This is a genomic window from Tardiphaga sp. 866_E4_N1_4 (assembly GCF_052076075.1).
Lineage (GTDB): Bacteria > Pseudomonadota > Alphaproteobacteria > Rhizobiales > Xanthobacteraceae > Tardiphaga > Tardiphaga robiniae.
Genome location: NZ_CP197242.1, coordinates 2266311 through 2292143 on the forward strand (window position 1 = coordinate 2266311; position 25833 = coordinate 2292143).

Here is a 25833-nt window from a genome sequence, read left to right on the forward strand (position 1 = left end):
GATAGATCGGCGCTATGGATACGGGTTCTCACGACGGCAGCGCTGCCGCTCACGCCAAATCCTCAGCCGGACGCAATGTGGTCATAAATGGCGACCGGATGGACAGCAAGGAGCTGTTCGCGGATCAGCGTGAGTTGCTGATTACGCATGGCGACGAGACCTATCGCCTGCGCCTGACGTTCCAGAACAAGCTGATCCTCACCAAATGACCGCCGGTCTCCCCGTTCGACGTCATCGCATCGCGCATGCACTGCAATGTGTAGCGCTTGCCGGCACGCTGGCACTGTCAGCCGCGGCCTCAGCCGAAGACGCCGTTGTGCGCGACGCACGCGGACGCGACGTCACTATCGGCCATCCGACCCGCATCGTCTCAATCGGCGGCGCGGTGACCGAAATCCTTTATGCCCTCGGCGCTGACGACCGTATCGTCGCCGTCGATACGACCAGCCTGTATCCACCGAAGGCCATGGCCGACAAACCCAATGTCGGTTACATGCGGCAACTCTCTGCGGAAGGCGTATTGGGGCTGAATCCGCAACTGGTACTGGCGATTGCGGGCTCCGGCCCAAAGGAAACCATCGACGTCATCGACGCCGCCAAGATTCCGCTCATCATGGTGCCGGATACGTTCACCGAAGCCGGCATGGTGGAGAAGATCCGGCTGATCGCCAAGGTCGCGGGTGTCGAGGCACGCGGCGAATGTCTCGCCAACGCCGTGGCCGGCGATCTTGCCGCGCTGCGTGAATTGCGCGCCAAGGTGAAGACCCCGCCACGGGTGATGTTCGTGATGTCCTTCCTCGATGGCCGCGCCATGGTCGCAGGCCAGAAGACGGCAGCCAACGAGATCATCAAACTGGCCGGCGGTGTGAATGTCGCGGACAGCTTCGACGGCTACAAGATCATGAGCGATGAAGCCATCGCCGCAGCCAAGCCGGATACCGTGCTCTCGATGGAGCGCGGCAAGGACACGCTGCAGGCCGACACCGTGTTTGCCAGCCCGGCATTCGCACTGACGCCGGCCGCGAAGACCAGGAGCCTGGTCGCCATGGATGGCCTCTATCTGCTCGGCTTCGGTCCGCGCACGGCCGCCGCCGCACGCGACCTCGCCGTCAAGCTCGACCCGGCGCTGTCGTCCGAGGCCGCAACGTTCAAGCCCGTCTCGCTCGCCGTCAACTGCCGCCAATAAGATGAGCGCTGCCGACGCCAAGCTGACTGCGTTTGTCAGAACGACCGGTCGGGTGCGTCGCCCTGCCACCGTTATCGTGCTGTGCGGCCTGCTCGCGGCACTGCTGCTGACGGTGCTGCTTGCCGCCACCGTGGGTGCCGCCGGCATCCCACTGTCCCGCCTGCCCGCAGCACTTGGCCTCGCGGCCGCCGATCCCGGCAATCAATTTGCCGCGCGCGATCAGCTGATCCTGTGGTCGATCCGGATTCCGCGCATTGCCATCGCCGCCATGATCGGCGGCATGCTGGGCGCCGCCGGCGCGATCATGCAGGGCCTGTTTCGCAATCCGCTCGCCGATCCGGCGCTGGTCGGCGTCTCCAGCGGCGGGGCATTTGCTGCAGCGGGCGCCATCGTCATCAGCGACAGCCGCTTTGCGCATTATGTTGCTTTTCTGCAGCCGTTTCTGTTGCCGCTGGCGGCTTTCATCGGCTCGCTGCTGACAACGATCATTCTGTATCGGATTTCCAGCCGCAGCGGGCGTACGTCGATTGCGCTGTTTCTTCTCGCCGGCATCGCCATTGCCGCGATCGCCAATGCCGGCATCGGGCTTCTTGTGTTCATCGCCGACGACCGGCAATTGCGCGACATCACCTTCTGGCTGCTCGGCTCGCTCAGCGGCGCCACCTGGAGCAAGGCGGCGACGATTGCGCCCATGCTGGCTCTCGGCCTGATCGGCATGATGTTCACGAGCCGCGGCCTCGACGTGCTGATCCTCGGCGAGTCCGAGGCGTTTCATTCCGGCGTCGACGTAGAGCGCCTCAAGCGCATCTGCATCGTGCTGGTGTCGGTCATGACCGGCGCGGCGGTGTCTGTCTGCGGCGTGATTGGCTTCGTCGGCATCGTCGTGCCACACCTGCTACGGCTGATGATTGGACCGGGTCATCGGTTGTTGCTGCCGGCATCCGTCGGTCTCGGCGCGAGCCTGCTGGTCGGCGCCGACACGCTCGCCCGCACCATCGTGGCGCCGGCCGAGATGCCCATCGGCATCCTGACTGCCGCCGTGGGCGCGCCGATATTCCTGCTGATTCTGCTGCGCCAGCGCGGGCTGGTGGGGCTGTGACGTTAATGGCCAATACACCCGTCCTCACAGCATCCGGCATCTCGCTGACCATCGGCCAGGCCACGCTGCTCAATCATGTCGATCTCGCCATCACCAGCGGCGAGATGGTCGCCATCGTCGGCCCCAACGGCGCCGGTAAGTCGACACTGCTACGCTTGCTGTCGGCCGATCTGCGTGCGTCGCGCGGCGCCATCACGCTGAAAGGCCGCGACCTCCACGCCTGGTCGCCCGCCGAACTGGCGATGCGGCGCGCGATGCTGTCGCAACATGTCAGTGTGAGCTTCCCATTCACGGTCGAGGAAGTCGTGCAGATGGGTCGGGGCAACCTGCCGCTGGCTTCAGCGCAATCGCTGGTTGATGCCGCCATCGATGAAGTGGGCCTTGGCGACTTCCGTCATCGCGAATTACCAACGCTGTCAGGAGGCGAGCAACAGCGCGCGCATTTCGCGCGCATCCTCGTACAGCTCGCCTGCGGCGAAGCTGCCCATGGTCCTGGCATCCTGCTGCTCGACGAGCCGACATCATCGCTCGATCTGCGCCATCAGATCGAACTCGTCGAAATTTCGCGGCAGCGTGCGCGCAACGGTACGGCCGTGATCGCAGTGCTGCACGATCTCAATCTTGCAGTTCGGTTTGCTGACCGCATCATCGTGATGCGTAACGGCGCCGTTGCAGCGGAAGGAACGCCTGCGGAAACGATCACCAGCGATGTCATTCGCCGTGTGTTCGATATCGATGTCGTCGTTGCACGTACCGATGATGGCGCGCCCTATCTGCTGCCGCAGATGATGCAGCAGATTGCGACTTCAACTTCCGTAGCGGGTTAACTGCAGTTCTGCAGGCACATCATCCTGCGCAGGCCTGTAATATGCGTGAGCAACATTGTTGCTCACGGGAACTCACTTTTATCTGAACCCCTGATGAACTCACGCATTGCCCTCCTGTCGCAACCAAACCACGGAGGCTCCCCCATGGGTTATGCACACAGGTCGACAGCGCTGGTGGTCGAGAACGACGAAGCACAACGCACACTGGTCAGCCTGCTGCTTGAAGAGAGCGAGATGAACGTCATCGAATGCGAAAGCGCGGAGGCGGCCGTGCTGGTGCTGGAGGAATCCGGCGACAATGTTGCGATGGTCTTCACCGACGTGGAACTCGCGGGCATGATGGACGGCATCGAGCTCGCTTATCTCGCCAAGCAACGATTCCCGGATATGCATGTGATCGTGACGTCGGGTGCGCCTCGCGTGCGTCGGCTGCCCGACGGCACGCTGTTCATGGCCAAGCCATGGAGCCCGATCGATCTGCTCCGCGCAGCACAACAATCGTTTCACTGATACAGGTCAAATCGGTCCGCGCGGACCGGCGGATGCCGCCCGCGTGGGACCGTCTTGCATTGCTGCAGCGCAACGCCGATAATTCGGCGATCACACCTGCAGCAGCAAGGGTTTCATGCCGTTCGACCTCCTCATTCGCAACGCCACGCTTCCCGACGGCCGCACGGGCCAGGATATCGCCATTGAAGGGGGCCGTATCGTTGCGGTTCAGCCCAATCTGGCGGGAGAGGCCGGACGGGTGATCGATGCCGCCGGGCACCTGGTCTCGCCGCCATTCGTCGACATCCACTTTCACATGGATGCGACGCTATCGCTCGGCCTGCCGCGGCTGAATGTGTCGGGTACCCTGCTCGAGGGCATCGCGCTGTGGGGCGAATTGAAGCCACACCTCACTTATGAGGCCCTGATCGAACGGGCTCTGCGCTATTGCGATCTCGCGGTGGCACAGGGCCTGCTCGCGGTGCGCACCCATGTGGATATCTGCGACGACCGGCTGCTGGCTGTCGATGCGCTGCTCGACGTCAAGAAGCAGGTCGCGCCCTATCTCGACCTCGAACTGGTCGCATTCCCGCAGGATGGCTATTTCCGCTCGCCAACCGCCGCGCAAAATCTTGCGCGCGCGCTCGACAAGGGCGTCAGCATTGTCGGCGGCATTCCGCATTTCGAGCGCACCATGGCCGATGGCGCCGCATCGGTGAAGGCACTCTGCGAGATCGCCGCTGCGCGCGGACTGCGCGTCGACATGCATTGCGACGAAAGCGACGACCCGCTGTCACGCCACATCGAAACGCTGGCCTATGAGACCCAGCGGCTGGGATTGCAGGACCGCGTCGCCGGCTCGCATCTGACCTCGATGCATTCGATGGACAACTACTATGTCTCGAAACTGCTGCCGCTGATCGCGGAGGCCGGCGTCGCCGCGATCGCCAACCCGCTGATCAACATCGTGCTGCAGGGGCGCCACGACAGTTACCCCAAGCGCCGCGGCCAGACCCGCGTGCCCGAGATGCGGCCCTACGGCATTAACGTGGCCTTCGGCCAGGACTGCTGCATGGACCCGTGGTACTCGCTGGGCTCGGCGGACATGCTGGAAGTCGCGCATATGGGCCTGCATGTCGGGCAGATGACCAGCCGCGACGCGATGCGCTTCTGTTTCGACACCGTCACGACAAATCCTGCAAAGATCATGGGCCTCGAAGGTTACGGCCTCGATGTCGGCTGCAACGGCGACCTCGTTCTGCTGCAGGCGCGAGATCCGATCGAGGCGATCCGGCTGAAGGCGACACGGCTCGCGGTCGTGCGCCGCGGCAAGGTGATCGCCGAAACGCCCGCGCGGATCGGCCGACTCGCACTCGACGGCCGCCCGGCATCGGTCGATCCGGCCGCTTACGCACCGCCGAGCTGATATATTCGACATCCTTTCCTCACATCGTCCGGCAGCATGACATCAGCCTCTCCCCATTCTCTGCGCGTTGCCGTTATCGGCGGCGGCGTGGCCGGCGCATTCGCCGGCATCATTCTGGCCAGACTGCCGCAGATCGGGCCGATCACCGTGCTGGATCGCGATGGCGCCTTCGGGCGCGGGCTTGCCTATTCCGCGAAAGCCAAGTGGCACCGCATCAACGTCCCAGCCTCAAAGATGGGCGGACTCGGCGCCGAAGATAACGGCTTCGTCGAATGGTTGACGGAAACGGGCCAGGCCAACTGGCCGGACTATTCAACCTCTTTCGTGCCCCGCCGGGTCTATGGCGACTACATCTCGACGAAGTTCAACGAATTGACGGGCAGCGGACGCGTGACGCCGCGGCAGGATGTGGCTCTGAGTGTGACGCGGCAGGGCGATGGCTATCGCGTTGCGACGGCATCGGGTGCGATCATCGACGCCGATCTGGTGTTCCTCTGTCTTGGCAACCAGCCGCCGTCGCCATTTCCCGGCATCGATACCTCGCCGCGCTCGATCACCAATGTCTGGGCGCCGGGCGCGCTCGATCCGATCGGCAAGGACGATCGCGTGCTGGTCATCGGCACCGGTGCCACCGCGGTTGATATGGTGATCGATCTCGTCCATCGCGGCATGCGCGCGCCCATCACGATGGTCTCGCGGCGCGGGCTGCTGCCGCTGATCGACGTACCGGCACAGACCGATCCCGATCCGATGAACTCATTCCCGGTGCCCACCGCGCGTGGGCTTCTGGCGGCATTGCTCAGGGACACCCGCCGCAAGGTGGCCGCGGGCATTCCATGGCAGACGATGGTCGATACGTTTCGACTGTCGATCGGTGAACTCTATAGGAATGCCTCCGAGACCGAACGTGCCCGCTTTGCACGACACCTCCGTGCGATCTGGATGGTGCACCGGCATCGGCTGGCACCCGACGTCGCCGAGCTGCTGGAAGAGTTACAGCGGAACAACCTCCTCGACGTGGTCGCAGGTCGCATCACCAGCGCAGTTGTGACACCGTCGGGACATGACATCACCATCCGCCGGCGCGGACACGGCGAGACCATCGATCTCGCCACCAACTGGATCCTGAACTGTACCGGCCCGGAAGAGCGTTATGATCGCCTTGGCGATCCGCTCATCAAGTCGCTGCTTGCGACCGGGCAAGCGCGGACCGGCTTCAACGGCCTCGGCCTCGATGTCGCCCCAACCTGCGAGCTGCGTGACAGCGCCGGTCATGTTCAGCCCGGCTTCTATGCCATCGGCCCGGCGACGCGCGGCGCGTTCTGGGAAGTGACTGCGGCATCCAATATTCGGCGGCAGTTGCTGGCGATTAGAGATGCGCTGGAGAATTCGCCGTCAACTGCGTCGTAGGATGGGTAGAGCGCAGCGAAACCCATCACTCACGCGCAAGAAGTCGATGGGTTTCGCTCCGGCGCTTCGCGCCTTTCGCTCTACCCATCCTACCGGCTCAGCCCTTCCGCCACGGCACGATGGCCCGCTCCAGTGCGTCGAAGCCGGCATTCATCACGAAGCCGATGATCGCGATGACGAACAGGCCGACATACATGGTCTGAACGTCGAACAGCTCCCACGCATTCCAGATCATATAACCGAGCCCCTGCTTGGCGCCGACCATCTCGGCGATGGCGATCAGCACCAGACCCATGCCGGCACCGAGCTTGATGCCGGTCATGATCAACGGCAATGCGCCGGGCAGCGCCACGGTACGAAACATGTTGAAGCGGCTGGCGCCAAAATTGCGGCCGACATCGAGGAAGATCGGTGCGATCTGTCGCACGCCGGCCGCCGTATTGATGACCACCGGATAGAACACGCCGATCGCGACCATGGCGATCTTCGAGCTTTCACCGAGACCGAAGATCAAGAGGATCAGCGGCAGCAGGGAGCTCTTCGGAATTGGATAGGTCGCGGAGATCAGGGGATCGAAGGCCGCACGTATCGGCCGATAGAGGCCGATAGCGAGTCCGATCACGATGGCCGGCACGCAGCCAACGACAAAACCGGCAGCGAGGCGATAGAGGCTAGCTCCCACATGACGCCACAGTGCGCCGGAGGAAGCGAGTTCGAACAGATGCCCAATGATGTTAGAGGGCGCCGGAAAGAACCTGACATCCACGATGCCGGTGCGGGCGCAGATTTCCCATAGGCCCAGTAGCACCAGCGGCGACAGGATGCTGATGGCGCGGTCGCTCCACAGTGAACGGGTGCGAACCGAACTCATGCCTTGCTCCCCGGCTCGCGGCTGCGCGCACGATCGACCTCTTCGCGCAGCTGCGCCCAGATATCATAGACTAGTTCGCCATAAGCCGGCGTGTGCCGGAGCTCGACGACATTGCGCGGCCGCGGGAGATCCACTGGCACGATGGTCTTGATGCGGCCGGGGCCAGCCGTCATGACCATGATGCGATCGCCCAGCGTCACGGCTTCATCGACACTGTGGGTGATGAAGACCACGGTCTTGCGGGTCTCTTCCCAGATCCGCAACAGCTCTTCGTGCAGCAATGTCTTGTTCTGCTCGTCGAGCGCCGAGAACGGCTCGTCCATCAAGAGAATGTCGGGATCGTTGGCAAAGGCGCGCGCGATGGAGACGCGCTGGCGCATGCCGCCGGAGAGCTGATGCGGATAGAGCGTTCGCGCGCCATACATGCCGGTCTTGTTCAGGTAGTGCCCGACCACGTCGTCGATGCGCGCCTTCGGGACATTGCGCATCGTCAGGCCATAGGCGGCGTTGTCCCATACGGTCATCCAGGGAAACAACGAGTCCCCCTGGAACACCATGGAATTCTGCGGATGGCCGGGCTGCGAATTGGCGATGTCGATCTGGCCTTCCGATGGCGCATCCAGCCCGGCAAGCATGCGCAACAACGTGGTCTTGCCGCAGCCGCTCGGGCCAACCACCACGAAAAAGGTGCTGGTCGGGATATCGAGCGTGATCCGGTCCAGCGCCAGCCGTGCATCGTGACGCTTGGTGACGTCGCGCAGGCTGATCTTCGGCGCGGGCGCTGGCCCGCTGTCCCCGATTGCTGCTGTCGACATCTGCACCGTCATCGCCACACTTCTCTTCACCGTTTCATTTGGGCCGTACAAACGGTCCCAGGACCGGCTTGAGCGCATCGACATAGGACATATCGACAACCTTGGCTGCTTCGATGTCGCTGGTGACCAGCCCGCGCGACTTGAAATAGGCGAGATCGGTTTCGACGCTGGGCAGATTGATCTGACCGTCGGGATCGATGAACACCGGTACGATCTGATGCAGCAACGCCGTGTCCTTGATGCCCGTCATCTCGGCAATGTCCTTGATCATGTCCTCGGCACCGGGCCCCCCGATCTTGCCGTCCTTCAGCGTCGTCGCATAGGCGCGCACCCCTCGCAGATAGGCCTTGAGAAACGCCGTCACTGTTTTGCGGTCCTCGGCGAACTTGCCATTGATCAACAGCATGGCCGTCTGTTGCACCGGATAGAAATCGTCGAGGCCAACGAAGCGCACAGCGACATTGTTGCGCACCATCGCCGTCACGCCGGGCTCCGCCGAAATCGCCGCGTCGATCGCCTTGTTGGCGAAGGCGGTGAGATGCTGCGGGAATGGCAGGAAGACCTTTTCGATGTCCTCGTCCTTTAGCCCGGCCTTCTTCAGCGCCTGGTTGATGACCGACTCATCGGCCGCGCCATTGGCGATGATCGCGACCTTCTTGCCCTTGAGATCCGCAAGCGACTTGAACGCACCTGACTCGATCAGATCCTTGCGCACCATCAGCGCCTTGTAGCTGTAACCGGCGATATTGGTGCCCTTGTCCGCCACCATCTTCAGCTTGAGACCGCGATTGACAGCATTATAGAGCCCGGCGGAGGCCGCGCCTGCCGATGCGTCGAGATCGCCTGCGCCGAGCGGCGCAACCATCTTGGCGCCGGAGTCGAACGGTATCAGTTCAACCTTGACACCCTCTTCCTTGAAGTAGCCGCGCTTCTCAGCGAGGAACAGGCCGATATCCGACGACAGATTGGTCGTCCCGACCTTGACCGTCTTCATCTCCTGGGCGTTCGCAAGACCCAGCATCGACATCGCAACACCGGCGGCAACAAGCAGACGTTTCAGCATGATCGGTCCTCTTTATCTCGTATGAAGATGATACGGCAGAACGCACCGCAGCTCAGGGCAAGCGTGGAAACAGACGCCTCGGATTGGTTTCGGTAATCAGTTCGATATCGGCAGCGGAAAAGCCCGCAGCCTTGACGCTGGCGAGGGGATCGCGATCCGCCGGCGGGAAGGACTCGTCAGTACCGAGCGCCAAACGTTCGATGCCCACGGTATCGGCGAGGAAACGCAACGCTTTCGGCGCATGCACGATGCTGTCATAGCCGATGCGCGATGCGTAGACCGACGGGTCGCATTGCGCGACATCGCCCTGTCCCGCGCGATCCATCCGCGCATGCATCACATCGAAGCGACCCAGCAGATAAGGAAATGTGCCGCCGCCATGGCTGAGGACGATCGAGAGCGCCGGGAAGCGATCGAGCACACCTGAGAAGATGATCGAGCCGATGCCGAGCGTGGTGTCGAACGTATATTGCGCAATCTGCGTCAGCGCGAACTTCGCGGCACGCGGCGCAGCATCCACCAGAACGGGATGAAGGATGACCGGCAGTCCCAACGCTTCCGCCTTAGCCCAGAACGGATCAAGCGGCTTCTCGCCGATATTGACGCCTTCAACATTGGCCGGGACCATGACCGCAACAGCGCCAAGGCCAACGGCGCGATCGAGTTCAGCAGCAGCGTCGACAACATCGACCAGCGGCACCGATGCGACAAAGGAAAAGCGGTCGCTGTTCGTATGGCACCACTCGCCCAGCGTATCGTTGAGCATGCGGTGCCAATGCGCGCAGGCATCTTTCGCCAGACCGTAGCCGTAGATATCAGGCCATGTGGCGACGAGCTGCCGGTCGAGACCCTGGCGGTCGAGGCTGGCACGGCGTTGTTCAACCGGCTCGACCAGTTGCGGGAAGAACGGCCGAACCCTGAAACCATAATCGAAGCCGAGGGCCGGCGGCTTGCCATTCCCGGCTGGCAGCAGCCTGACGCCGCAATATGCGCCGCGGCCATCGATCGCGGATAGCAGCTGCGGCGGCACATAATGGGCATGAATATCGATCGGCACAATCAGTCCCTATGCGGCATTGGTCGTGCGCTCGCGCGCATTCTTGATGAGGCGCCACAGACGCGGCGGCGTCAGCGGCAAGTGATGAATCTCGACATTGAGCGGCGCCAGCGCTGCCGCCACCGCATTGGCCGTCGCTGCGGCCACAGCAACGATACCGCCCTCGCCCGCACCCTTGGCACCCAGCGGATTGCTCGGCGACGGCCGCAGCTCTAGCGTCACCGCGCGCAGCACCGGAAAGTCGCTCGCGGTCGGCACCAGATAATCCGCCAGAGAGGCGTTCAAGAGCTGTCCCTGATCGTCATAGATCAGATGATCGAGGAAAACGCCACCCAGTCCCTGCACGATGGCCCCGATCGCCTGTCCATGCACAATGGCCGGATTGATGGCGCGACCGACATCTTCGACCGCTATGTAATCGAGAACTTTCACCGCGCCTGTGCGTGGATCGACGGTGACATGCGCCGCGTGGGTGCCGTAACTATAGGTGCGCACCTCGTTGGAAAATGTGCCGTCTGCCTGCAATTCGCGCTCTGCTGCGAGCGCCGCGAATGACACGGATGCGCCATTGTCCGCGATGACGTTCGCATTGATGATCTTCAACTCGCTGTTCGGCCTGCCCAGGTGATTGGACGCCTGCTGCAGGATCTTCTCGCGCAGCCGGGTGGCGGCATCGAGCACGGCCGAACCGCCCATCACCACCGCACGCGAATGATAGGTGCCAAAGCCCTCATCGAGCAGCGTCGTCGAGCCATGCAGCACACGGATGCGATCGAACGGGATCGACAGCGTATCCGACGCGATCTGGCCGAGCACCGTCTCCAATCCCTGCCCCAGCACCGATGAGCCAACGGCCACCGTCAGCGAGCCGTCCTTCTCAAGGGTGAGCGCTGCGTTCTCCTTCGGGCCGGCACCGCCGCTTTCGACGAAACAGCCGAGCCCGATGCCATGACGTACGCCATCGATCAGTTTTCCCTGCAAATGACGTTTCTCGGCCCAGCCGATCTCCTTCAAGGCGCGCTCGAACACCTCGACATAGTCGCCGGTGTCGTAGGACGTCGGCCCTTCATAGGGCACGAGCCCATCGATCGGATAAGGCAATTCCTGTTCGGTGATCAGGTTCTTGCGCCGGAATTCGGCGATGTCGATGCCGAGATCGGTCGCGGCCATGTCGATCAGCCGCTCGCGAAAGAAATTCGCCTCGAAGCGGCCCGGCCCGCGATAGGTGCCGACCGGCGTCTTGCTGGTCATGAAGGCTTCGACCGACACGCTGACATGGGGAATGCGATAAGGACCAGGCAGAAACTGCGCCGCCTTGGCCGGCACCACGCCGCCATTGGTGCGGATATAGGCCCCCATATCGGCGAACACCCGGCCGCGCAGACCCAGCATCAATCCGTCGCTGCGGCAGGCGAGCGACAATTCGCAGGCGACATCGCGGGAGTGATTGATCGCCATCAGATGCTCGCGGCGATCCTCGATCCATTTGACCGGGCATGCCAGTTTGCGGGCAGCGAAGGGGATCAGGAAATCCTCGGGATAGAATTCGCCGCGTACACCGAAGCCGCCGCCGACATCGATCTCGATCAGATCGATATCATCCTCGCGAAGGCCCAACATCTGCGCCAACGCGCGGCGATTATAGAACGTAACCTTTGTCGCGCCTGTGACGATGAGCCGACCGGCCGATGAATTCCATTCGGCGAGGAGGCCCCGCGTTTCCATGGGCAGCGCCGTGTGGCGCTGCACGCTAAAGCGCTCGGTGCGGACATAGTCCGCGGACGCGAAGGCCGCATCGGCATCGCCAAAACCGGCACCGTAGCGCAGCGCGACGTTATCTTCGGCGAAGTCGAACAGCGGAGTTTCACTTGCGCCGCGCTCTGTGACTGCAGACAGCGCTTCAAATTCGATGCCGATCCTCTCCAGCGCGTCCTCGGCCAAAGCGCGGCTGTCGGCGACCACGACAGCGATGGGCTCACCGACATAGCGCACCTTGTCGCTTGCCATGACGGGCTGGCGGAATGGCTCGAATTCGGGCAGCGGCGCCAGGCGCAGCGGGATGATGGGGATGGTGTCGCCGATATCCTGCGCCGTGAGCACGGCGTGAATGCCCACCATGGCCAGCGCGGCCGATGCGTCGATCGCCACGATCCGCGCATGGGCGATCGGACTGCGCAGGATCGCCGCATGCAGCATCCCCTCGACGGCAAGATCGTCTGCAAAATTGCCGGATCCTGACAGGAAACGCGCATCCTCCATACGCTCGACCGCGCTGCCGACCAGGAGTTTGGCGGCTTCGGTCATTGCGCGGCCTCGCATTGCACATCGCTATAGGCAATACGGGCTTCCATGATCGCCGCGATGATCGGCAGATAACCGGTGCAGCGACATAGGTTTCCGGAAATCACCTCGCGGATGCGATCCTCGTCCGCATGCGGCTCATCGGTCAGCAATGCATGGGCAGTCGTGAGGATGCCGGCGGTGCAGAAGCCGCACTGCAAAGCGTGATGCTTGCGGAACGCAAGCTGCAACGCACTGAGATGCGCGGCGCTGCCAAGACCCTCGACGGTGGTTATCTCGCGCCCTTCTGCCTGCGCCGCCAGCATCAGGCAGCCGCGGACGGCGGCACCATCGACGATGACCGTGCAGGCACCGCAGACACCGTGCTCGCAGCCCAGATGCGTGCCGGTCAGGCGGAGCTCGTTGCGCAGCGCATCCGCCAGCGTGGTGCGAGGTTCGACCGTGACGGTCGCCGCGGCACCGTTGACGGTGAAATGGACGGGACGGGCCGACGTCATGCGGCCTCCGGCAGAGTGATATTGGCTGCGCGCGCCAGCGCCCGCTCCAGCAACACGCCGAGAAGATCACGCCGATAAGCGGCTTCCGCGTGGATATCATCGGCGGGATCGACCGCATCCCGCGCGACAGCCGCGGCCTGCAAAATCACGTCGGCATTGATCCGACGACCATCGAGGATCGCCTCGACACCGGGCAGACGCATCGGACGATCGGCAACGCCGATCACCCCGATATGCGCATTATACGCCAGGCCCTGCGCGTCGATGTCGAAGAATGCGGCAACACCCGCCAGCGCAAAATCTCCGCGGCGGCGGGCGAATTCCTCGAAGGCCCAGCGCCGCGCCTTCTTCCAGAGCGGCAGGCGTATGCTGGTCAAGATTTCGTCGGCCTCCAGAACCGTGCTGAGGCCGCCGGTGATGAACTCGTCTGCGCTCACGATGCGGGTCCCGTTCGACCCGATGATTGTCAGCGTCGCGTCGCAGGTCACCGCGATACCCGGCATTTCGGCGGCCGGATCGGCATGAGCCATGCTCCCGCCGACGGTGCCGCGATTACGGACCTGGTAATGCGCGACATGGGCGATAGCCGCCGCGAACAATGGATGCGCCTGAGCCAGGCGCACATCGCGCTCGATGTCGCGCCAGGTCACCAGGGCGCCAATGTCGATGCCCTCAGCGGAAATACTGATACTTTTGAGATCTGGCAGCCGTCCGATATCGACCAGCACGCTTGGCGCCGCCAGCCGGAAAGCAAGCATCGGCATCAGGCTCTGCCCACCCGCGATCACCTTGGCATTGCCGCCATGAACCGCGAGCGCGGCAATCGCCTCGGTCAGCGTAGCAGGGCAAATATAGTCCAGCGGCGGAAGCTTCATGGGCTGATTTGCTACTTCTCAATTGCTGAGAACACTATCTTATCTTATAAGAAGGTACGCGCACGGCAATGTTTGTTGGTGCGCAAATGATATCCACATGCTGCCGTTTCCATTGGCAAGCATTACCGAATGGAGGTTCCGTTGGCCATCAAGAGAGCCGCAACTGCGTCGAAACGCGTCGACCAGACGGACCGTCCTGCCGCTGCAGATGGCAGTTCGCGAAAGATACTTCGCGCCCTGCTGGCCTTCTCCACCGATCGTCCGCGGCATTCCGCAGAAAGCCTGTCTGAACAGATCGGGGTGCCACTGTCGTCGACCTATCGGTACATTGGCATCTTGCGCGAAGCCGATCTCATCGACGAAGACGGCCGCGGCTCGTTCGTGCTCGCGCCGCGCGTGATCGGCCTTGCGCAGGCGGCCCGCGCCGGCACCGACCTTGCCTCCATTGCGCGCCCCTTCATGAAGCGCGTCTCTCAGGAAGTCGGAGAAACCATCATCTTGCTGCGCCGCTCGGCCGATCGCGCCGTATGTATCGAGCGCGCCGAATCGTCATCACGCATTCGCCTGACCTTCGAGGTCGGAACGGCGTTGCCGCTGCACCGCGGTGCAGGCCCGAAAATGCTGCTCGCGCATATGCCCGAAGCTGAATGCGAGACAATCCTCGACGACGCCGTTCGGCGCGATCCCGGCTTCGCACCACATCGCAGGCTGCTGGTGCGCGAGCTCGCCGTGATCCGCGAGCAGGGATGGTCGGAGTCGCGCGCGGAAATCACACCGCATGTTTATGCCGTCTCCGTTCCCGTCCGCGATTCCGGTGGCGTGATCGCCGCAATCTCTTTCGTGACGCCGGCATTCCGCACGCCGAAAGCCAGCCAGATCAGGTTGCGCGAGCATCTGCAGCACGCGGCCGCAGATATCAGCAAGGCCTACGCTGCCGTCAGCTTCTGACGTCCGCGTGTAACGGACACGATCAGATCGGATAGTGCTGCGGGCCGGTCTCGATGGTGATCCAGCGCAGTTCGGTGAATTCGGCAATGCCGGCCTTGCCGCCGAACCGACCGTAGCCCGACGCCTTCACCCCGCCGAACGGCATCTGCGCCTCGTCATGCACGGTCGCGCCGTTAATGTGGCAAATGCCGGACTCGATCCGCTTGGCGACTTCCAGCGCCCGGGCGATATCGCGGCCGAACACCGCCGCCGATAGTCCGTATTCGGTATCGTTGGCAACGCGCACGGCTTCGTCCACGCCATCGACGCGCACGACACTCACGATCGGCCCGAATGACTCCTCATTGTAGATCCGCATCGCCGAGGTGACGTGATCGAGTACTGTAGCCGACATCAGCGTGCCATCGACGCTGCCACCCGCCACAACACGGGCACCCTTGCCCACGGCGTCCTTGATCAGCGCCTGCATGCGATCCGCAGCATCCTTGCCGATCAGTGAACCGAGCGGTGTATCGCCCTTGCGCGGATCGCCGGCGACTAGGCTACCCGCCTTGGCCGCGAGCTTAGCCACGAAGGTGTCGGCGATCTTCTGATCGACAACAAGCCGCTCGGTGGACATGCAGATCTGCCCCTGGTTCATGAATGCTCCAAAGGCCGCGGCCGCCACTGCTGCATCGAGATCAGCATCGTCGAGCACCACCAGCGGCGCCTTGCCGCCGAGTTCAAGCAGCACTGGCTTGAGATATTTGGCGGCGGTCTCTGCGATGATGCGGCCGACGCGGGTCGAACCGGTAAAGTTGATCCGGCGCACGGCGGGATGCGAGATCAGTGCATCGATCAGCGCGGGCGCATCTTCCGGCGCGTTGGTGATCACATTAAGTACGCCAGGCGGCAGACCGGCCTCGCGCAGACACTCGCCGATCAACCGATGTGTGCCCGGACAGATTTCCGATGCCTTGAGAATGACCGTGTTGCCGCAGGCCAGCGGCAGCGCGACCGCACGTACGCCGAGGATGACCGGCGCATTCCACGGCGCGATGCTGAGCACGACGCCCGCGGGCTGGCGGATCGCCATCGAGATGCAGCCAGGCTTATCCGATGGAATGATCTCGCCGGAAATCTGCGTCGTCATCGACGCCGCTTCGCGCAGCATGTTGGAGGCGAGATGAACGTTGAAGCCGGCCCAGCCGGCAGTCGCGCCGGTTTCCGACGCCATCAAGGCAATGAAATCAGGCGCCTTGCTGGCAAGGATATCGGCCGCCTTCAGCAGGACGGCGCGGCGCGCACCCGGACCGGTCGCCGACCATACAGGGAAAGCAGCGGCAGCAGCGTCAGCGGCGCGCTTGGCATCGGCGATCTGCGCAGCAGCCGCGCGCGACGCGATGTCGCCGGTCATCGGGTTGAGGCGATCGAATGTCGCGCCGTCGATGGCCTCCACATCCTGGTTCTCGAGCAGCAGATTGATCTGGTTCATGGCGATATCCTCCGTTGAATGTTTCTTGGAACGCTCAGGCCGCGCCGCTGGCGAGACCGCCGAGATAGGCGCGGCGCACGGCGTCGTCCGATTGAAGGGCTGCGGCGGTGCCGCTGCCGGTGATCTTGCCGTTCTCGATCAGATAGCCGCGATCGGCGATAGCCAGACTCTCGCGGGCATTCTGCTCGACCAGCAGCAGGCCGACGCCGGTCTCACGCACCTTGCGCAAGGCGGCGAACAATTCGCGGACCAGCAGTGGCGACAGGCCGAGCGACGGTTCGTCTAGCAGAAGGATGTCGGGATTCGACATCAGTGCGCGGCCAATGGCGACCATCTGCTGCTCGCCGCCGCTCATGGTGCGCACCGTCTGCGCCAAGCGTTCGCCAAGCCGCGGAAACAGCGTCATCACCTTGGCACGCTGCGTTGCCTCGACCGCCCGCGCACGCTTCGGGTTGGCGCCGAGCAACAGGTTTTCGGCCACTGTCAATTCGCCGAACACGCCGCGACCTTCCGGCACCAGCGCAAGCCCGGCTTCCACGATCTCATGAGGCGGCAGACGGGATAGATCACGACCGGCGAGTTTGACGATCTTGGCGGGTGACGGCAGCAAACCGGCAATGGCCTTGAGCAACGATGACTTGCCGGCGCCATTGGCGCCGAGAATGACGATGATCTCGCCGCGCTCGACATGGAGGGCCGCATCGCTCAGCGCGTGATGCTGGCCATAGGTGACGCTGATATTGGAGACCTCAAGCATCCGCCGGCACTCCCAGATAGGCTTCGATCACCGCGGGGTCGCTCAGCACAGCAGCTACAGGCCCTTCTGCAATCTTGCGGCCGCTGCTCATGACCACGCAGCGATCGCAGAGCGAACGGATCGCATCCATCACATGCTCGACCAGCAGGATCGACAGCCCCTCCTGTTTGAGCGATCTGATTAGCTCGATCCCGATCAGCAATTCGGACGGGTTCAGACCGGCGAGCCATTCATCGAGCAGCAGCAGGCGCGGCTGCAGTGCCAGCGCGCGTGCCAGTTCGAGCCGCTTGCGGTCGATATAAGTAAGCTCCGATGCGCGCCGTCCGCCAAATCCGGCGAGACCGACCCGCGCGAGCAGGCCGGCCGCAGCCGCCGCCATCGCGTCGCGTGCAAGCGGCGCATGATGAAAGGCTAGCCCAGCCTCCACATTCTCGCCGCAGGTCATGCCGTCGAGCACGCGCACCAGTTGGAACGTGCGTGCGAGACCGAGACGCGCGATGCGATGGGTCGGCCAGCCCGCGATGTCGTGGCCGGCGAAGGCAATCACGCCAGCATTCGGCGACAGCACGCCGGAGATCAGGTTGAGCGCCGTCGTTTTGCCGGACCCGTTGGGACCGAGCAGCCCGACGATCTCGCCGGCATGCACCGTCAGGTCGATGCCGTTGACAGCGATGAGACCGCCGAACGCGCGGGTCAGGCCTTCGATGCGCAGGACTGGCGTTGTGCTGGGGGTCATGCCTGCGCTCCCCGCATCTTCGAGGCCGTGGGTCGCCAGGCTTTCAACTTCTCCCAGAGGCCGACGACACCCGACGGCAGCGCATAGACGATCAGGAGGAACACCACGCCCATGATCAAGGTCGATGTGCTGGGGAAGCGTGCGGACAGGAAGTCGAACAACAGCGTCAGCGGAATGGCGCCGAGCGCTGGACCCCACAAGCGATGAGCACCACCGAGCAGTGCCATGATCACCACCTCGAAGGAAATGGTCGCGTTGAAGGCGATCGATGGCTCGATATAGGTGAAGCGCGGCGCCATGATCGCACCGACCAGCGTCATGAAGGTGGCCGTGATGGTGAACAGCGCGACCTTGGCGATGGTGACATTGATGCCGCAGTGTCGTGCCACGGCCTCGTCTTCACCGATGATCCGCAGCGCGAAGCCGAAGCGCGAGCGGGCAATCAGCCAGCCGGCACCGAACACGATGACGGCAAGCGCCAGCAGCTGCCAGTAAATGTCGTTCTGGGTGATGTCGACAAAGACGTAACGGCCGAGCACGCGGGTCTTGTTGACCTCGTACCAGACCACGATCTGGCGCACGAGCTCGGCGAGGCCGAAAGTGAAGATGACGAAATGCACACCGCTCAGCCGCAGCGTCGACAGGCCGACGATGACGGCCATAACCGCGCCGATCACGGCCGCAACCAGCAGCACCAGCGACCACGGCAATTGCTCGCCCAGCACCGCGACCGTATAGGCGCCGACACCGAAGAAGGCTGTGGTCGCCAGCGACACATAGCGCGTCGGGCCGGAGAACATGCCCCATGCCGTCGCCAGCACCGTGAATTGCAAGAGACTGATGGCGAGCGCGAGGTGATAGGCATCGACAATCATCGGGACGAATGCGAGCGCAACCACGGCTGCGAGACAGATCGCGCCAGTCATCATTTGGGTACGGCTCATCGCTGCGCCCTCCCGAAAATGCCGGCCGGCTTCACCAGCAGCACACAGAGGAACAGCGCGAAATTCACCGCAAGCGTCAGGCCGGGATCGATGAAGGTCGCCACCAGCGCTTCGCTCAATCCTAGCGCCAGTCCGGCGACGAGACAGCCCAGCAAATTGCCGACGCCGCCCATCACGACCACGATCAGGGCCTTCATGGTGAACACCACGCCGGAGGTGGCGCTAAAGGTCAGAAACATGCTGATCAGCACGCCGGCAGACGCCACCAGCGCGCCGCCGAGCGCAAAGGCCAGCGCCGATGTCCTGGTGACATCGATGGCAACAAGCTGCGCCGCGATTGGATCGACGGCCACGGCGCGGATCGACGTCCCGATCCGGGTGCGGGTCAGCGTCAGATAGAGCGCAAGGCCGACGACGACTGCGAGGCCAAAAGCAATCAGGCGGTTGAGCGCCAACACTTCGCCGACGATCGTCACCGGCACAGCGAGGAACGAGTAACTAAAGTAGGCGCCGCCAAACATGGTCAGCATGATGCCCTGCACGATGAACATCATGCCGAAGGTCGCCAGAATACTATCGACTTCGAGCGCGTCGCGGGTACGCGCGCGGCGCACCAGCGGCGTGAGCAGCACGCGATACAAGAGATAGCTGATGCCGAAACTGACCGGAATGACAAACGCCAGTCCTGCGAGCGGATTGAGCGCCCAGCCGGTGAACAGCCAATAGGACGCAAAGGCCGCACCGATCAGGAACTCGCCATAGGACAGGTTCATGATCCGCGCCACGCCATATTGCAGGGTCAGCCCCATGGCGATCAGCGCATACATGCCACCCAGCACGAGGCCGGTGAGAACCGCGTTTGTCATTCTGTCAGACCAGTTGCAGGAGGGACGCGATCACTGCGCCTTCCATGCCGGCTTCGGCACGACCGGCGCACGCGCGCCCTCGTTACCCGACGGGCCGACGCCGTAGAACTCGCCGTCCTGCCACTGCCCGACCCACCAGTATTTGGTCGGCATGTTGTTCTCGAGCTTCACCTTACCGATCACCGTATCGAACGTGCCGCTCTGCAGGTCCTTGATGACCGCAGCGCGATCGACCTTGCCAACCCGCTCGATCGCCTGCTGCAGCATCTGCAGGCCGGCATAGGTGACCGCACTGGCCCAGCGATCCGGCTCCGCGCCATTCGCCGCCGACGCCTTGTGCCGCGCCAGATAGTCCTTGATGGCCGGGCTGTCGCCATTCCAGCCGCCGATGCCCATCACGCCTTCCGCGTTGGCGCCGAATTTCTGCTTGAACAGCGGGAATGCCGTGCCGACACCGGTGTAGAAGATCTTCGGGTTGAAGCCGGAGATGCGTGACTGTTCGGTGATCGCGATCGTGTCCGGCGGATAGCTGAAGGCGATGAACACGTCGGGGTTCAGCGCCTTCACCTCATTGATGATCGGGCTGAGATCCTGTGTGCCGACCGGATAGGTCTTGTCATAGGCGAGCTTAAACTTGGCCGCCGTCAGCGCGGGACGTGCCGCACCAGAGAGATCGATGCCGAAGCCGTCGGCGATGCTGGCCATCGCCACCGTATCGCCAATCTTGCCTTCGGTGCGCAGCTTCACCAGCAGCTCGACCAGGGTCTTCGCAGCGTCCGCGCTGGTGCCGAGCAGCCAGAAACTGTTGGGCCAGCGCTTCGCCAGTTCGGGCGCACGGTCGGTCACGGCCGTCGATGCAATGTGCGGATAGCCGGCCTTGTTCAGGATCGGGCCGACCGCGAGATTCAGGCCGGTGCCCCAGGGCGGCAGGATGAAATCGACCTTGTCCTGGGTGATCAGCCGCTCCAGCGCCTTGGCGGCTTCTTCTGCGCTCGACCGGTCGTCATACTGGACGACCTCAATTGGGACGCGCTTGTCGCCGAGCTTGAGCCCACCGGCGGCGTTCACTTCCTTCACCCACAGCTCGTAGTTGGGAATTGTCGTCACCGCAGCGCCGCCGGCAGCGGGGCCGGTGCGCGAGATGGCATAACCGATCTTGACCGACGTCTGGGCCTCCGCTGCACCGTCCCATCCGACGGCCGCCGCACCGGCAACCGCGAGTAGTCCCGCCGCAAGGCGCTTGACTGCTGACACCATGTTATCCTCCCCGAATTCCTTTCACCGACGCCTTGTGGCGTTCGATGGCCGGAGACTAGTCCAGCGTTTGGGGCTGGGAATTGGACGCATCCGGGGAAAGATTGTATTGATCCGTGTAGGCGAGCTATTTCACGCGACGGATTGTCCCAGTGCTTGAGACCGTGCACATCGTTTCTGGTCCAGCCGGCTTCATGGAGAAGCTTCCCGCTGTGCATGCCGACAGATTCGCACCCGGACTGGCGCCGCGCAGCTGGACCATCCGGCAGTCGGTTGCCAGGCGCTCACACCTGCTGGTGATCGAAACCCGGCGCGGTACCGCCACGATGCGCGGCACCACGGTTGCCATTCAGTCCCCCGGCCTGTTGTGGCTACCCGGCGATCACGAAGGCACGTTGGAGGGCGAAGCCGGCGCCCAAGGCTATCTGATTTCAGTGTCGGACGATGTCCTCACCCGCACCGTCGCCGGCAGTGCCGAGGCGCTGCATCTACGGCGAACCATCGACCGGTTGGTGCTGCGCGAAGGCGCGCAACTCGCGACGACTTTTGCGGCCATCACGGAATCCTGCAGCACGCTGGTGCGTGAATTGAATACGCCGGGCCGCGGCAGCGCGACGATGACGTCGACGCATGTGTTGTTACTGTGCCTCCACATCTGGCGTTCGGTGATTTCGGAGGAAGCCCCCGACGATGCCGCACAGCGCGGCGACGGCCCTCGCCTCGTCGGCAATTTCCTACAGATGGTCGAACTGCATTATCGCGACGGCTGGCCCATCGCACGCTATGCGGCCGCCCTCGGCGTCACCGACGACAAGCTGCACGCACATTGCAAGCGCGAGAAAGGTTACAGCCCGCGCGCCATCGTGCATCAGCGCCTGATCCACGAAGCCTGCATGCGGTTGCGGCAGCTCGATCTGCCAGTCGAGCAGATTGGCTATGGCCTCGGCTTCCGCGATCCCGGCTATTTCAATCGCTTCTTCCGCAAGTATCAGAATGCGTCGCCAGGCGCCTATCGGCGTCGCGCGCGGCTCGATCCAAGTCAGCACGGCCCGTCCTATGCGGCCTGGCCGTAACTGTCCCACGCTCGATCAGTGCTGTGTCTCTTTGAAACCCGCGTGATCAATTTGAAACAGCGCGCGTTAAGCATGACTCAATATTGAAGTGGGGTCACAATATCCATTTCCGCGCTCTGTTTCAGATCTCGCTTCAAGACGCCGTTCACCATTCAGCCCGAAGCGCTGGCAAATGCTGCCCGACGGGGCGTCGTCGACGTAGCATCGCACCAATACGACGCATGCAACCGCACCAGTTACCGACACCAGGTAGAGCGGAATACTACTTCGCACGGCGGGGCTGCATTCACTCGACTGTGTCAGAGTGTTTCTGCCGATATGCCTTATCGCGAAGGCAAAATCTTAGACGTTGTGCTGGTGACAAAAGCCTGCGAAAGCAGGATATTGATGAAATTGCGACTTATCAGCGCACCTACGGTATTGGCGTTCACCCGTTTTCATAGTGTCGGCCCATGACCATCGAGATCGTCCAGATCGTCCAGATCGTCCAGGAATTGAGTTCGGTCGGCGGCGTTGAAAGCGTGGCCAGCGAACTCGCATGCGCATTCAGCCGCGCCAAAATCGCCAACACAGTTCTCGCCAGCGCCGTCGGCGACAAGGCAACGCCAGGTACGCGGATCGAGCGCGTCGGCGCCTGGCTTTCGCACATCAAGACGCGCGGCATCCTGCGCTATCTCGGTCGCGCTTTTGTCGTTCCCACCTTCACATTGCTGGCGACGCGCGCCGCCTATCATCATCCCAAGGCCGTCATCATCAGTCACGGTGACAGCCTGACGGGCGACGTACTGGTCGTGCACGCAGTCAATGCGCAGAGCCTCGCCGAAAAGCGCAACGCCGGCTCCTGGTCATGGATGCTGAATCCCATGCATCTGTGGGTGGCCCTCCGTGATCGCTGGATGATCGGCGGCCTCCGCTATCGCATGTATGTCGCGGTCTCGCCGCGCGTCGCAACCGAACTGCAACAGATCTACAAGGTGCCCGCGTCGCGCATCCGCGTGATCCCCAACGGCATCGACCTCAATCGCTTCGCCCGAGACACCGCGGCCGGTCTCAGGATCCGTGAGGAATTCGGCATCCCCGCGAACGCCAGGCTTCTGCTGTTCGCCGGTCATGAATTTCGCCGCAAGGGTCTGGCACATGCCATCGGCGCGCTCGAACGCCTCGGCCCCGATGTCTGGATGCTTGTGGTGGGCTCGGATAATCCCGCGCCCTACCGCAAACTGGCGACAACCTCCGCCGATCGGCTGGTCTTCGCGGGATCGCGTACCGATATGCCGGCCCTCTACGCTGCGGCCGACGCCTTTGTACTGCCGACTACCTATGAAACTTTCTCGCTGGTCTGCATGGAAGCCATGGCCTGCTCGACGCCGGTTTTTGCAACGCCGGTTGGCGGCATCGAAGATTATCTCGTCGATGGCGTAAACGGCTATCAGATCAAGATGGACGGCGCAGACATCGCCGCGAAGATCGCGATGGCCTTCTCCGATCCGGCAGCGCTGGCGCGGCTGTGCGAAGGTGCACATGCCACGGCGCTGAATTACGGCTGGGATTATGTCGGTTCGCGCTACATCGAGCTGCTGGAGCAGGTGCAAGCCTCGAAGAACGAATTTGCGCCGGGCGCTATGGCGGTCGGCGCCTGATCGCAAGCGCCTGCTTCACGGGAGGGACCGGTCCGCCCCCCGCTTTGCATCAGCGGCCTGCTGGCAGGCCGACACCAGCGCATTCGCCACCACCTCGTAAGTGAAACGCGTCAGCACGTTGTCGCGCGCGGCTACGCCGCGGTCCAGCAACTGCTGCGGGTCGGCGGCAAGCCGATCCAGCAGTGTCGCCAGCGCATCCGGATCGCGCTCGGGAATAGTCCAGCCGCCCTTGCCGACAACATCGGGAATAGCGCCGCCCGTCGAACCGATCACCGGCACGCCGCAAGCCTGCGCCTCGACGATCACCCGGCCGAACTGCTCACGCACGGCGCTGGTGGTGCGCGTCAGCAGGATCATTGCATCGAGACCGCTCAGGAATGACGCGACATCGGCCGGTTTGCCCCAGCCCCGGAATGTGACACGATCGGTCAGGCCCAGTTCGCTGACGCGCAGCTTCAGCGCAGGCTCATACGGGCCTTCGCCCATGATCGCCAATGTCACATCCGCCGTGGCGCGCTTCATGGCGTCGAGCGCGTCGTCGAGACCCTTCTCCTCGACGAGACGCCCAACATAGCCAATGCGTAGTCCCCGCCCGGGCGCAATCGGCGCCTGGCGCTCGCCGGTCTGATTGAAGGTCGCGAGATCGACGCCATAGCCGATCGGCGACGCTGGCCCCGCATAACCGCGCGCGCGGACGACTGCTGTCGCCTCCGGACTGCGCGAGAGAATATGGTCGGTGTTCCGCAGCACGTCCTTGCGGACGAATTCGAACGGCGGCGGCAAGCGCTTCAGGATGTTCTGATCGACTTCCAGGACCATCGCGGCGCGGCCCTTGAGGACGCGCGCCTGCATCGCAACGACGCTCCACGGCTCTTCCCAGAGATGGATTACATCGGGATCAACCTCACGGATGAGACGCCGCAAGCCCGGATAAAAATGCAGATACCAACTCATCGGGCCGGCGCGCGGCAGGCGGATCGGCATCACATGCACGGTCATGCCGGGATCGTCGGACGGATCTGCAATAATCGTACGGCCGAACTGATACCACCTAGCCGGGACGACGAGATGCATATCGACGTCATCGCGTCCGATGAGTGGATAGTATCGCAGACGCCCCGCATCGCGGCTGACGGCGGAATGTGCAATCGAGAGGACCTTGAGACGACGACTGCTAGACACGCCCCGTCATCCTCGCGGCCACACCCGTCAGGCCAGACAGATGGAGCTCCATGGTCGCGAGACTGCGATCCGCGCCGTTGATCGTGCAGCGTGGCAGGTTGTAGGCATCCTGGCCATTGCGCACGAGGCCCTTGCGGGTCGTCGCTGCACTCGCATAACCGGCATCGCGCGCGATCGCGAAATCGCGCGGACCGCAATCGCCCGAACGTCCATAGGGAAATGCGAAATGCCTGGCGGGGATGCCAAGGCGCTCAATCAACCGGTCGCGACCGCCCTTGAGTTCGAAGCGTGCACCATCCGGCGACAACGACGAAATACGGGCATGCGTCACGGTGTGGCCGCCGATCTCCACCAACGGATCGTCGCGCAACTCTTCGAGCATCTCCCAGGTGATCGCATGCTTCCAGTGCATCGCGTCGATGTCGACACCATTGAGTTCGCAAAACTTCTTGTAAGAGGCTGATGCCTGCGGACCATCCCAACGATCCGCAATCCGATGGAATGCCGCACGCTTGGCGTCAGACGTCGGCACATCGATCGCACCATCTTCGAGAATGACCCGGTCGTTGTTGAGCAATGTATCTTCCAGACCTGCGGCCCACAGCGGAAGCGTGCCGTCAGGAATACCCGTCGTGACAAATAACGTCACCGGCACGTTGTGACGGCGAAACAGCGGCACGATCTCCTCATAGGTATCGCGATAGCAATCGTCGACGGAGAAGTTGACGAAGCGATCGTTCGACTTACCGGCCTTCGAACGCTGGATCGCTTCTTCCATCGTCACGACATCCCAGCCGCGTCGTTTCAGATGCGACAGGAACTGATCGAGAAAATTCGTATCGAGATAGAAGTCGCGGTTCGGCAGCTTTTCCCAGGCCCGAGCGGAGGCGCCGCGATGAAAGGTCATCAGGCAGCCACGCGTGCCCATGAACATATCGGCAGCCATGCTGATCGGGCGAACCAGCGCTTCGGAAGACGCCATGCGTCGGGCGGCGCTGGATAACAGGTGCTTCATCGAAAAGTCCTCAGACGATCAAGGCACT

At 63.0% G+C, this 25833-nt stretch carries 25 protein-coding genes; 10 read left to right on the forward strand and 15 right to left on the reverse strand.

Annotation, left to right across the window (positions count from 1 at the left end):
- Positions 1 to 14 precede the first annotated feature (14 nt).
- From hemP to AB8B20_RS11190, 7 genes are all read left to right on the forward strand, one after another.
- Complete coding sequence (hemP, locus tag AB8B20_RS11160) at positions 15 to 209, forward strand: hemin uptake protein HemP (RefSeq protein ID WP_068735289.1); 195 nt, start codon at positions 15 to 17, stop codon at positions 207 to 209.
- On the forward strand, positions 206 to 1186 hold the full coding sequence (locus AB8B20_RS11165) for a heme/hemin ABC transporter substrate-binding protein (protein WP_439072603.1): 981 nt from the start codon (positions 206 to 208) through the stop codon (positions 1184 to 1186). The genes hemP and AB8B20_RS11165 overlap by 4 nt, the downstream gene beginning before the upstream one ends.
- A 1-nt stretch (position 1187) precedes the next feature.
- Positions 1188 to 2285 (forward strand): FecCD family ABC transporter permease, encoded by a 1098-nt coding sequence (locus AB8B20_RS11170; protein WP_439072604.1) that lies wholly within the window; start codon positions 1188 to 1190, stop codon positions 2283 to 2285.
- 5 nt (positions 2286 to 2290) lie between these two features.
- Positions 2291 to 3112 carry a heme ABC transporter ATP-binding protein gene (locus AB8B20_RS11175; protein ID WP_439072605.1) on the forward strand — a complete coding sequence of 274 codons (822 nt, stop codon included), beginning with the start codon at positions 2291 to 2293 and terminating at the stop codon, positions 3110 to 3112.
- Between the two features lie 144 nt (positions 3113 to 3256).
- On the forward strand, positions 3257 to 3622 hold the full coding sequence (locus AB8B20_RS11180) for a response regulator (protein ID WP_068735283.1): 366 nt from the start codon (positions 3257 to 3259) through the stop codon (positions 3620 to 3622).
- 115 nt (positions 3623 to 3737) lie between these two features.
- Complete coding sequence (locus AB8B20_RS11185; RefSeq protein WP_439072607.1) at positions 3738 to 5027, forward strand: amidohydrolase family protein; 1290 nt, start codon at positions 3738 to 3740, stop codon at positions 5025 to 5027.
- 36 nt (positions 5028 to 5063) lie between these two features.
- Complete coding sequence (locus AB8B20_RS11190; RefSeq protein WP_439072608.1) at positions 5064 to 6437, forward strand: FAD/NAD(P)-binding protein; 1374 nt, start codon at positions 5064 to 5066, stop codon at positions 6435 to 6437.
- A 97-nt stretch (positions 6438 to 6534) separates the two neighbouring features.
- Here AB8B20_RS11190 and AB8B20_RS11195 read toward each other — a convergent pair whose 3' ends face one another.
- From AB8B20_RS11195 to AB8B20_RS11225, 7 genes are read right to left on the reverse strand one after another with little or no spacing between them, the layout of a single operon-like run.
- The gene (locus AB8B20_RS11195) at positions 6535 to 7308 is read right to left on the reverse strand and encodes an ABC transporter permease (protein WP_175368370.1); all 774 of its coding nucleotides are present in this window, start codon (positions 7306 to 7308) and stop codon (positions 6535 to 6537) included.
- On the reverse strand, positions 7305 to 8123 hold the full coding sequence (locus AB8B20_RS11200) for an ABC transporter ATP-binding protein (protein WP_439072610.1): 819 nt from the start codon (positions 8121 to 8123) through the stop codon (positions 7305 to 7307). Before AB8B20_RS11200 ends, AB8B20_RS11195 begins: the two co-directional genes overlap by 4 nt.
- Positions 8124 to 8157: 34 nt before the next feature.
- On the reverse strand, positions 8158 to 9186 hold the full coding sequence (locus tag AB8B20_RS11205; protein ID WP_439072611.1) for an ABC transporter substrate-binding protein: 1029 nt from the start codon (positions 9184 to 9186) through the stop codon (positions 8158 to 8160).
- Between the two features lie 52 nt (positions 9187 to 9238).
- Entirely contained in the window at positions 9239 to 10243 is a 1005-nt protein-coding gene (locus AB8B20_RS11210) for an amidohydrolase family protein (RefSeq protein ID WP_439072613.1), read from the reverse strand.
- A 9-nt stretch (positions 10244 to 10252) separates the two neighbouring features.
- Positions 10253 to 12547 (reverse strand): xanthine dehydrogenase family protein molybdopterin-binding subunit, encoded by a 2295-nt coding sequence (locus AB8B20_RS11215; protein ID WP_439072614.1) that lies wholly within the window; start codon positions 12545 to 12547, stop codon positions 10253 to 10255.
- Positions 12544 to 13041, reverse strand: coding sequence for a (2Fe-2S)-binding protein (locus AB8B20_RS11220; RefSeq protein ID WP_439072615.1), 498 nt, complete (start codon positions 13039 to 13041; stop codon positions 12544 to 12546). The genes AB8B20_RS11215 and AB8B20_RS11220 overlap by 4 nt, the downstream gene beginning before the upstream one ends.
- Positions 13038 to 13916 (reverse strand): FAD binding domain-containing protein, encoded by an 879-nt coding sequence (locus tag AB8B20_RS11225; protein ID WP_439072616.1) that lies wholly within the window; start codon positions 13914 to 13916, stop codon positions 13038 to 13040. The genes AB8B20_RS11220 and AB8B20_RS11225 overlap by 4 nt, the downstream gene beginning before the upstream one ends.
- A gap of 141 nt (positions 13917 to 14057) precedes the next feature.
- On the opposite strand from AB8B20_RS11225, the gene AB8B20_RS11230 reads away from it, so the two are divergent.
- Positions 14058 to 14864: an IclR family transcriptional regulator gene (locus AB8B20_RS11230; RefSeq protein ID WP_170849559.1), complete on the forward strand. Its 807-nt coding sequence runs from the start codon at positions 14058 to 14060 to the stop codon at positions 14862 to 14864.
- A gap of 22 nt (positions 14865 to 14886) precedes the next feature.
- Here the strand turns inward: AB8B20_RS11230 and AB8B20_RS11235 are convergent, their stop codons facing one another.
- The 6 genes from AB8B20_RS11235 to AB8B20_RS11260 are packed head-to-tail and all read right to left on the reverse strand — an operon-like array spanning position 14887 to position 20898.
- Positions 14887 to 16338 (reverse strand): aldehyde dehydrogenase, encoded by a 1452-nt coding sequence (locus AB8B20_RS11235; protein WP_439072617.1) that lies wholly within the window; start codon positions 16336 to 16338, stop codon positions 14887 to 14889.
- Between the two features lie 34 nt (positions 16339 to 16372).
- Entirely contained in the window at positions 16373 to 17095 is a 723-nt protein-coding gene (locus AB8B20_RS11240) for an ABC transporter ATP-binding protein (protein WP_439072618.1), read from the reverse strand.
- A complete protein-coding gene (locus AB8B20_RS11245) occupies positions 17088 to 17831 on the reverse strand; it encodes an ABC transporter ATP-binding protein (protein ID WP_439072619.1) in 744 nt (247 codons plus the stop codon). Before AB8B20_RS11245 ends, AB8B20_RS11240 begins: the two co-directional genes overlap by 8 nt.
- Complete coding sequence (locus AB8B20_RS11250) at positions 17828 to 18775, reverse strand: branched-chain amino acid ABC transporter permease (protein ID WP_439072621.1); 948 nt, start codon at positions 18773 to 18775, stop codon at positions 17828 to 17830. The genes AB8B20_RS11245 and AB8B20_RS11250 overlap by 4 nt, the downstream gene beginning before the upstream one ends.
- On the reverse strand, positions 18772 to 19641 hold the full coding sequence (locus AB8B20_RS11255; protein ID WP_439072622.1) for a branched-chain amino acid ABC transporter permease: 870 nt from the start codon (positions 19639 to 19641) through the stop codon (positions 18772 to 18774). The genes AB8B20_RS11250 and AB8B20_RS11255 overlap by 4 nt, the downstream gene beginning before the upstream one ends.
- Positions 19642 to 19671: 30 nt before the next feature.
- Positions 19672 to 20898 carry an amino acid ABC transporter substrate-binding protein gene (locus AB8B20_RS11260; RefSeq protein ID WP_439072623.1) on the reverse strand — a complete coding sequence of 409 codons (1227 nt, stop codon included), beginning with the start codon at positions 20896 to 20898 and terminating at the stop codon, positions 19672 to 19674.
- A gap of 149 nt (positions 20899 to 21047) precedes the next feature.
- Between AB8B20_RS11260 and AB8B20_RS11265 the strand changes: the two genes are divergently transcribed.
- Both AB8B20_RS11265 and AB8B20_RS11270 read left to right on the forward strand, forming a co-directional pair.
- Entirely contained in the window at positions 21048 to 21968 is a 921-nt protein-coding gene (locus AB8B20_RS11265; protein ID WP_439072624.1) for a helix-turn-helix transcriptional regulator, read from the forward strand.
- A gap of 452 nt (positions 21969 to 22420) precedes the next feature.
- The gene (locus tag AB8B20_RS11270) at positions 22421 to 23608 is read left to right on the forward strand and encodes a glycosyltransferase family 4 protein (protein WP_439072625.1); all 1188 of its coding nucleotides are present in this window, start codon (positions 22421 to 22423) and stop codon (positions 23606 to 23608) included.
- 15 nt (positions 23609 to 23623) lie between these two features.
- Here AB8B20_RS11270 and AB8B20_RS11275 read toward each other — a convergent pair whose 3' ends face one another.
- Entirely contained in the window at positions 23624 to 24790 is a 1167-nt protein-coding gene (locus AB8B20_RS11275) for a glycosyltransferase family 4 protein (protein ID WP_439072626.1), read from the reverse strand.
- Entirely contained in the window at positions 24783 to 25805 is a 1023-nt protein-coding gene (locus AB8B20_RS11280) for a polysaccharide deacetylase family protein (RefSeq protein WP_439072627.1), read from the reverse strand. The genes AB8B20_RS11275 and AB8B20_RS11280 overlap by 8 nt, the downstream gene beginning before the upstream one ends.
- Between the last annotated feature and the right edge of the window lie 28 nt (positions 25806 to 25833).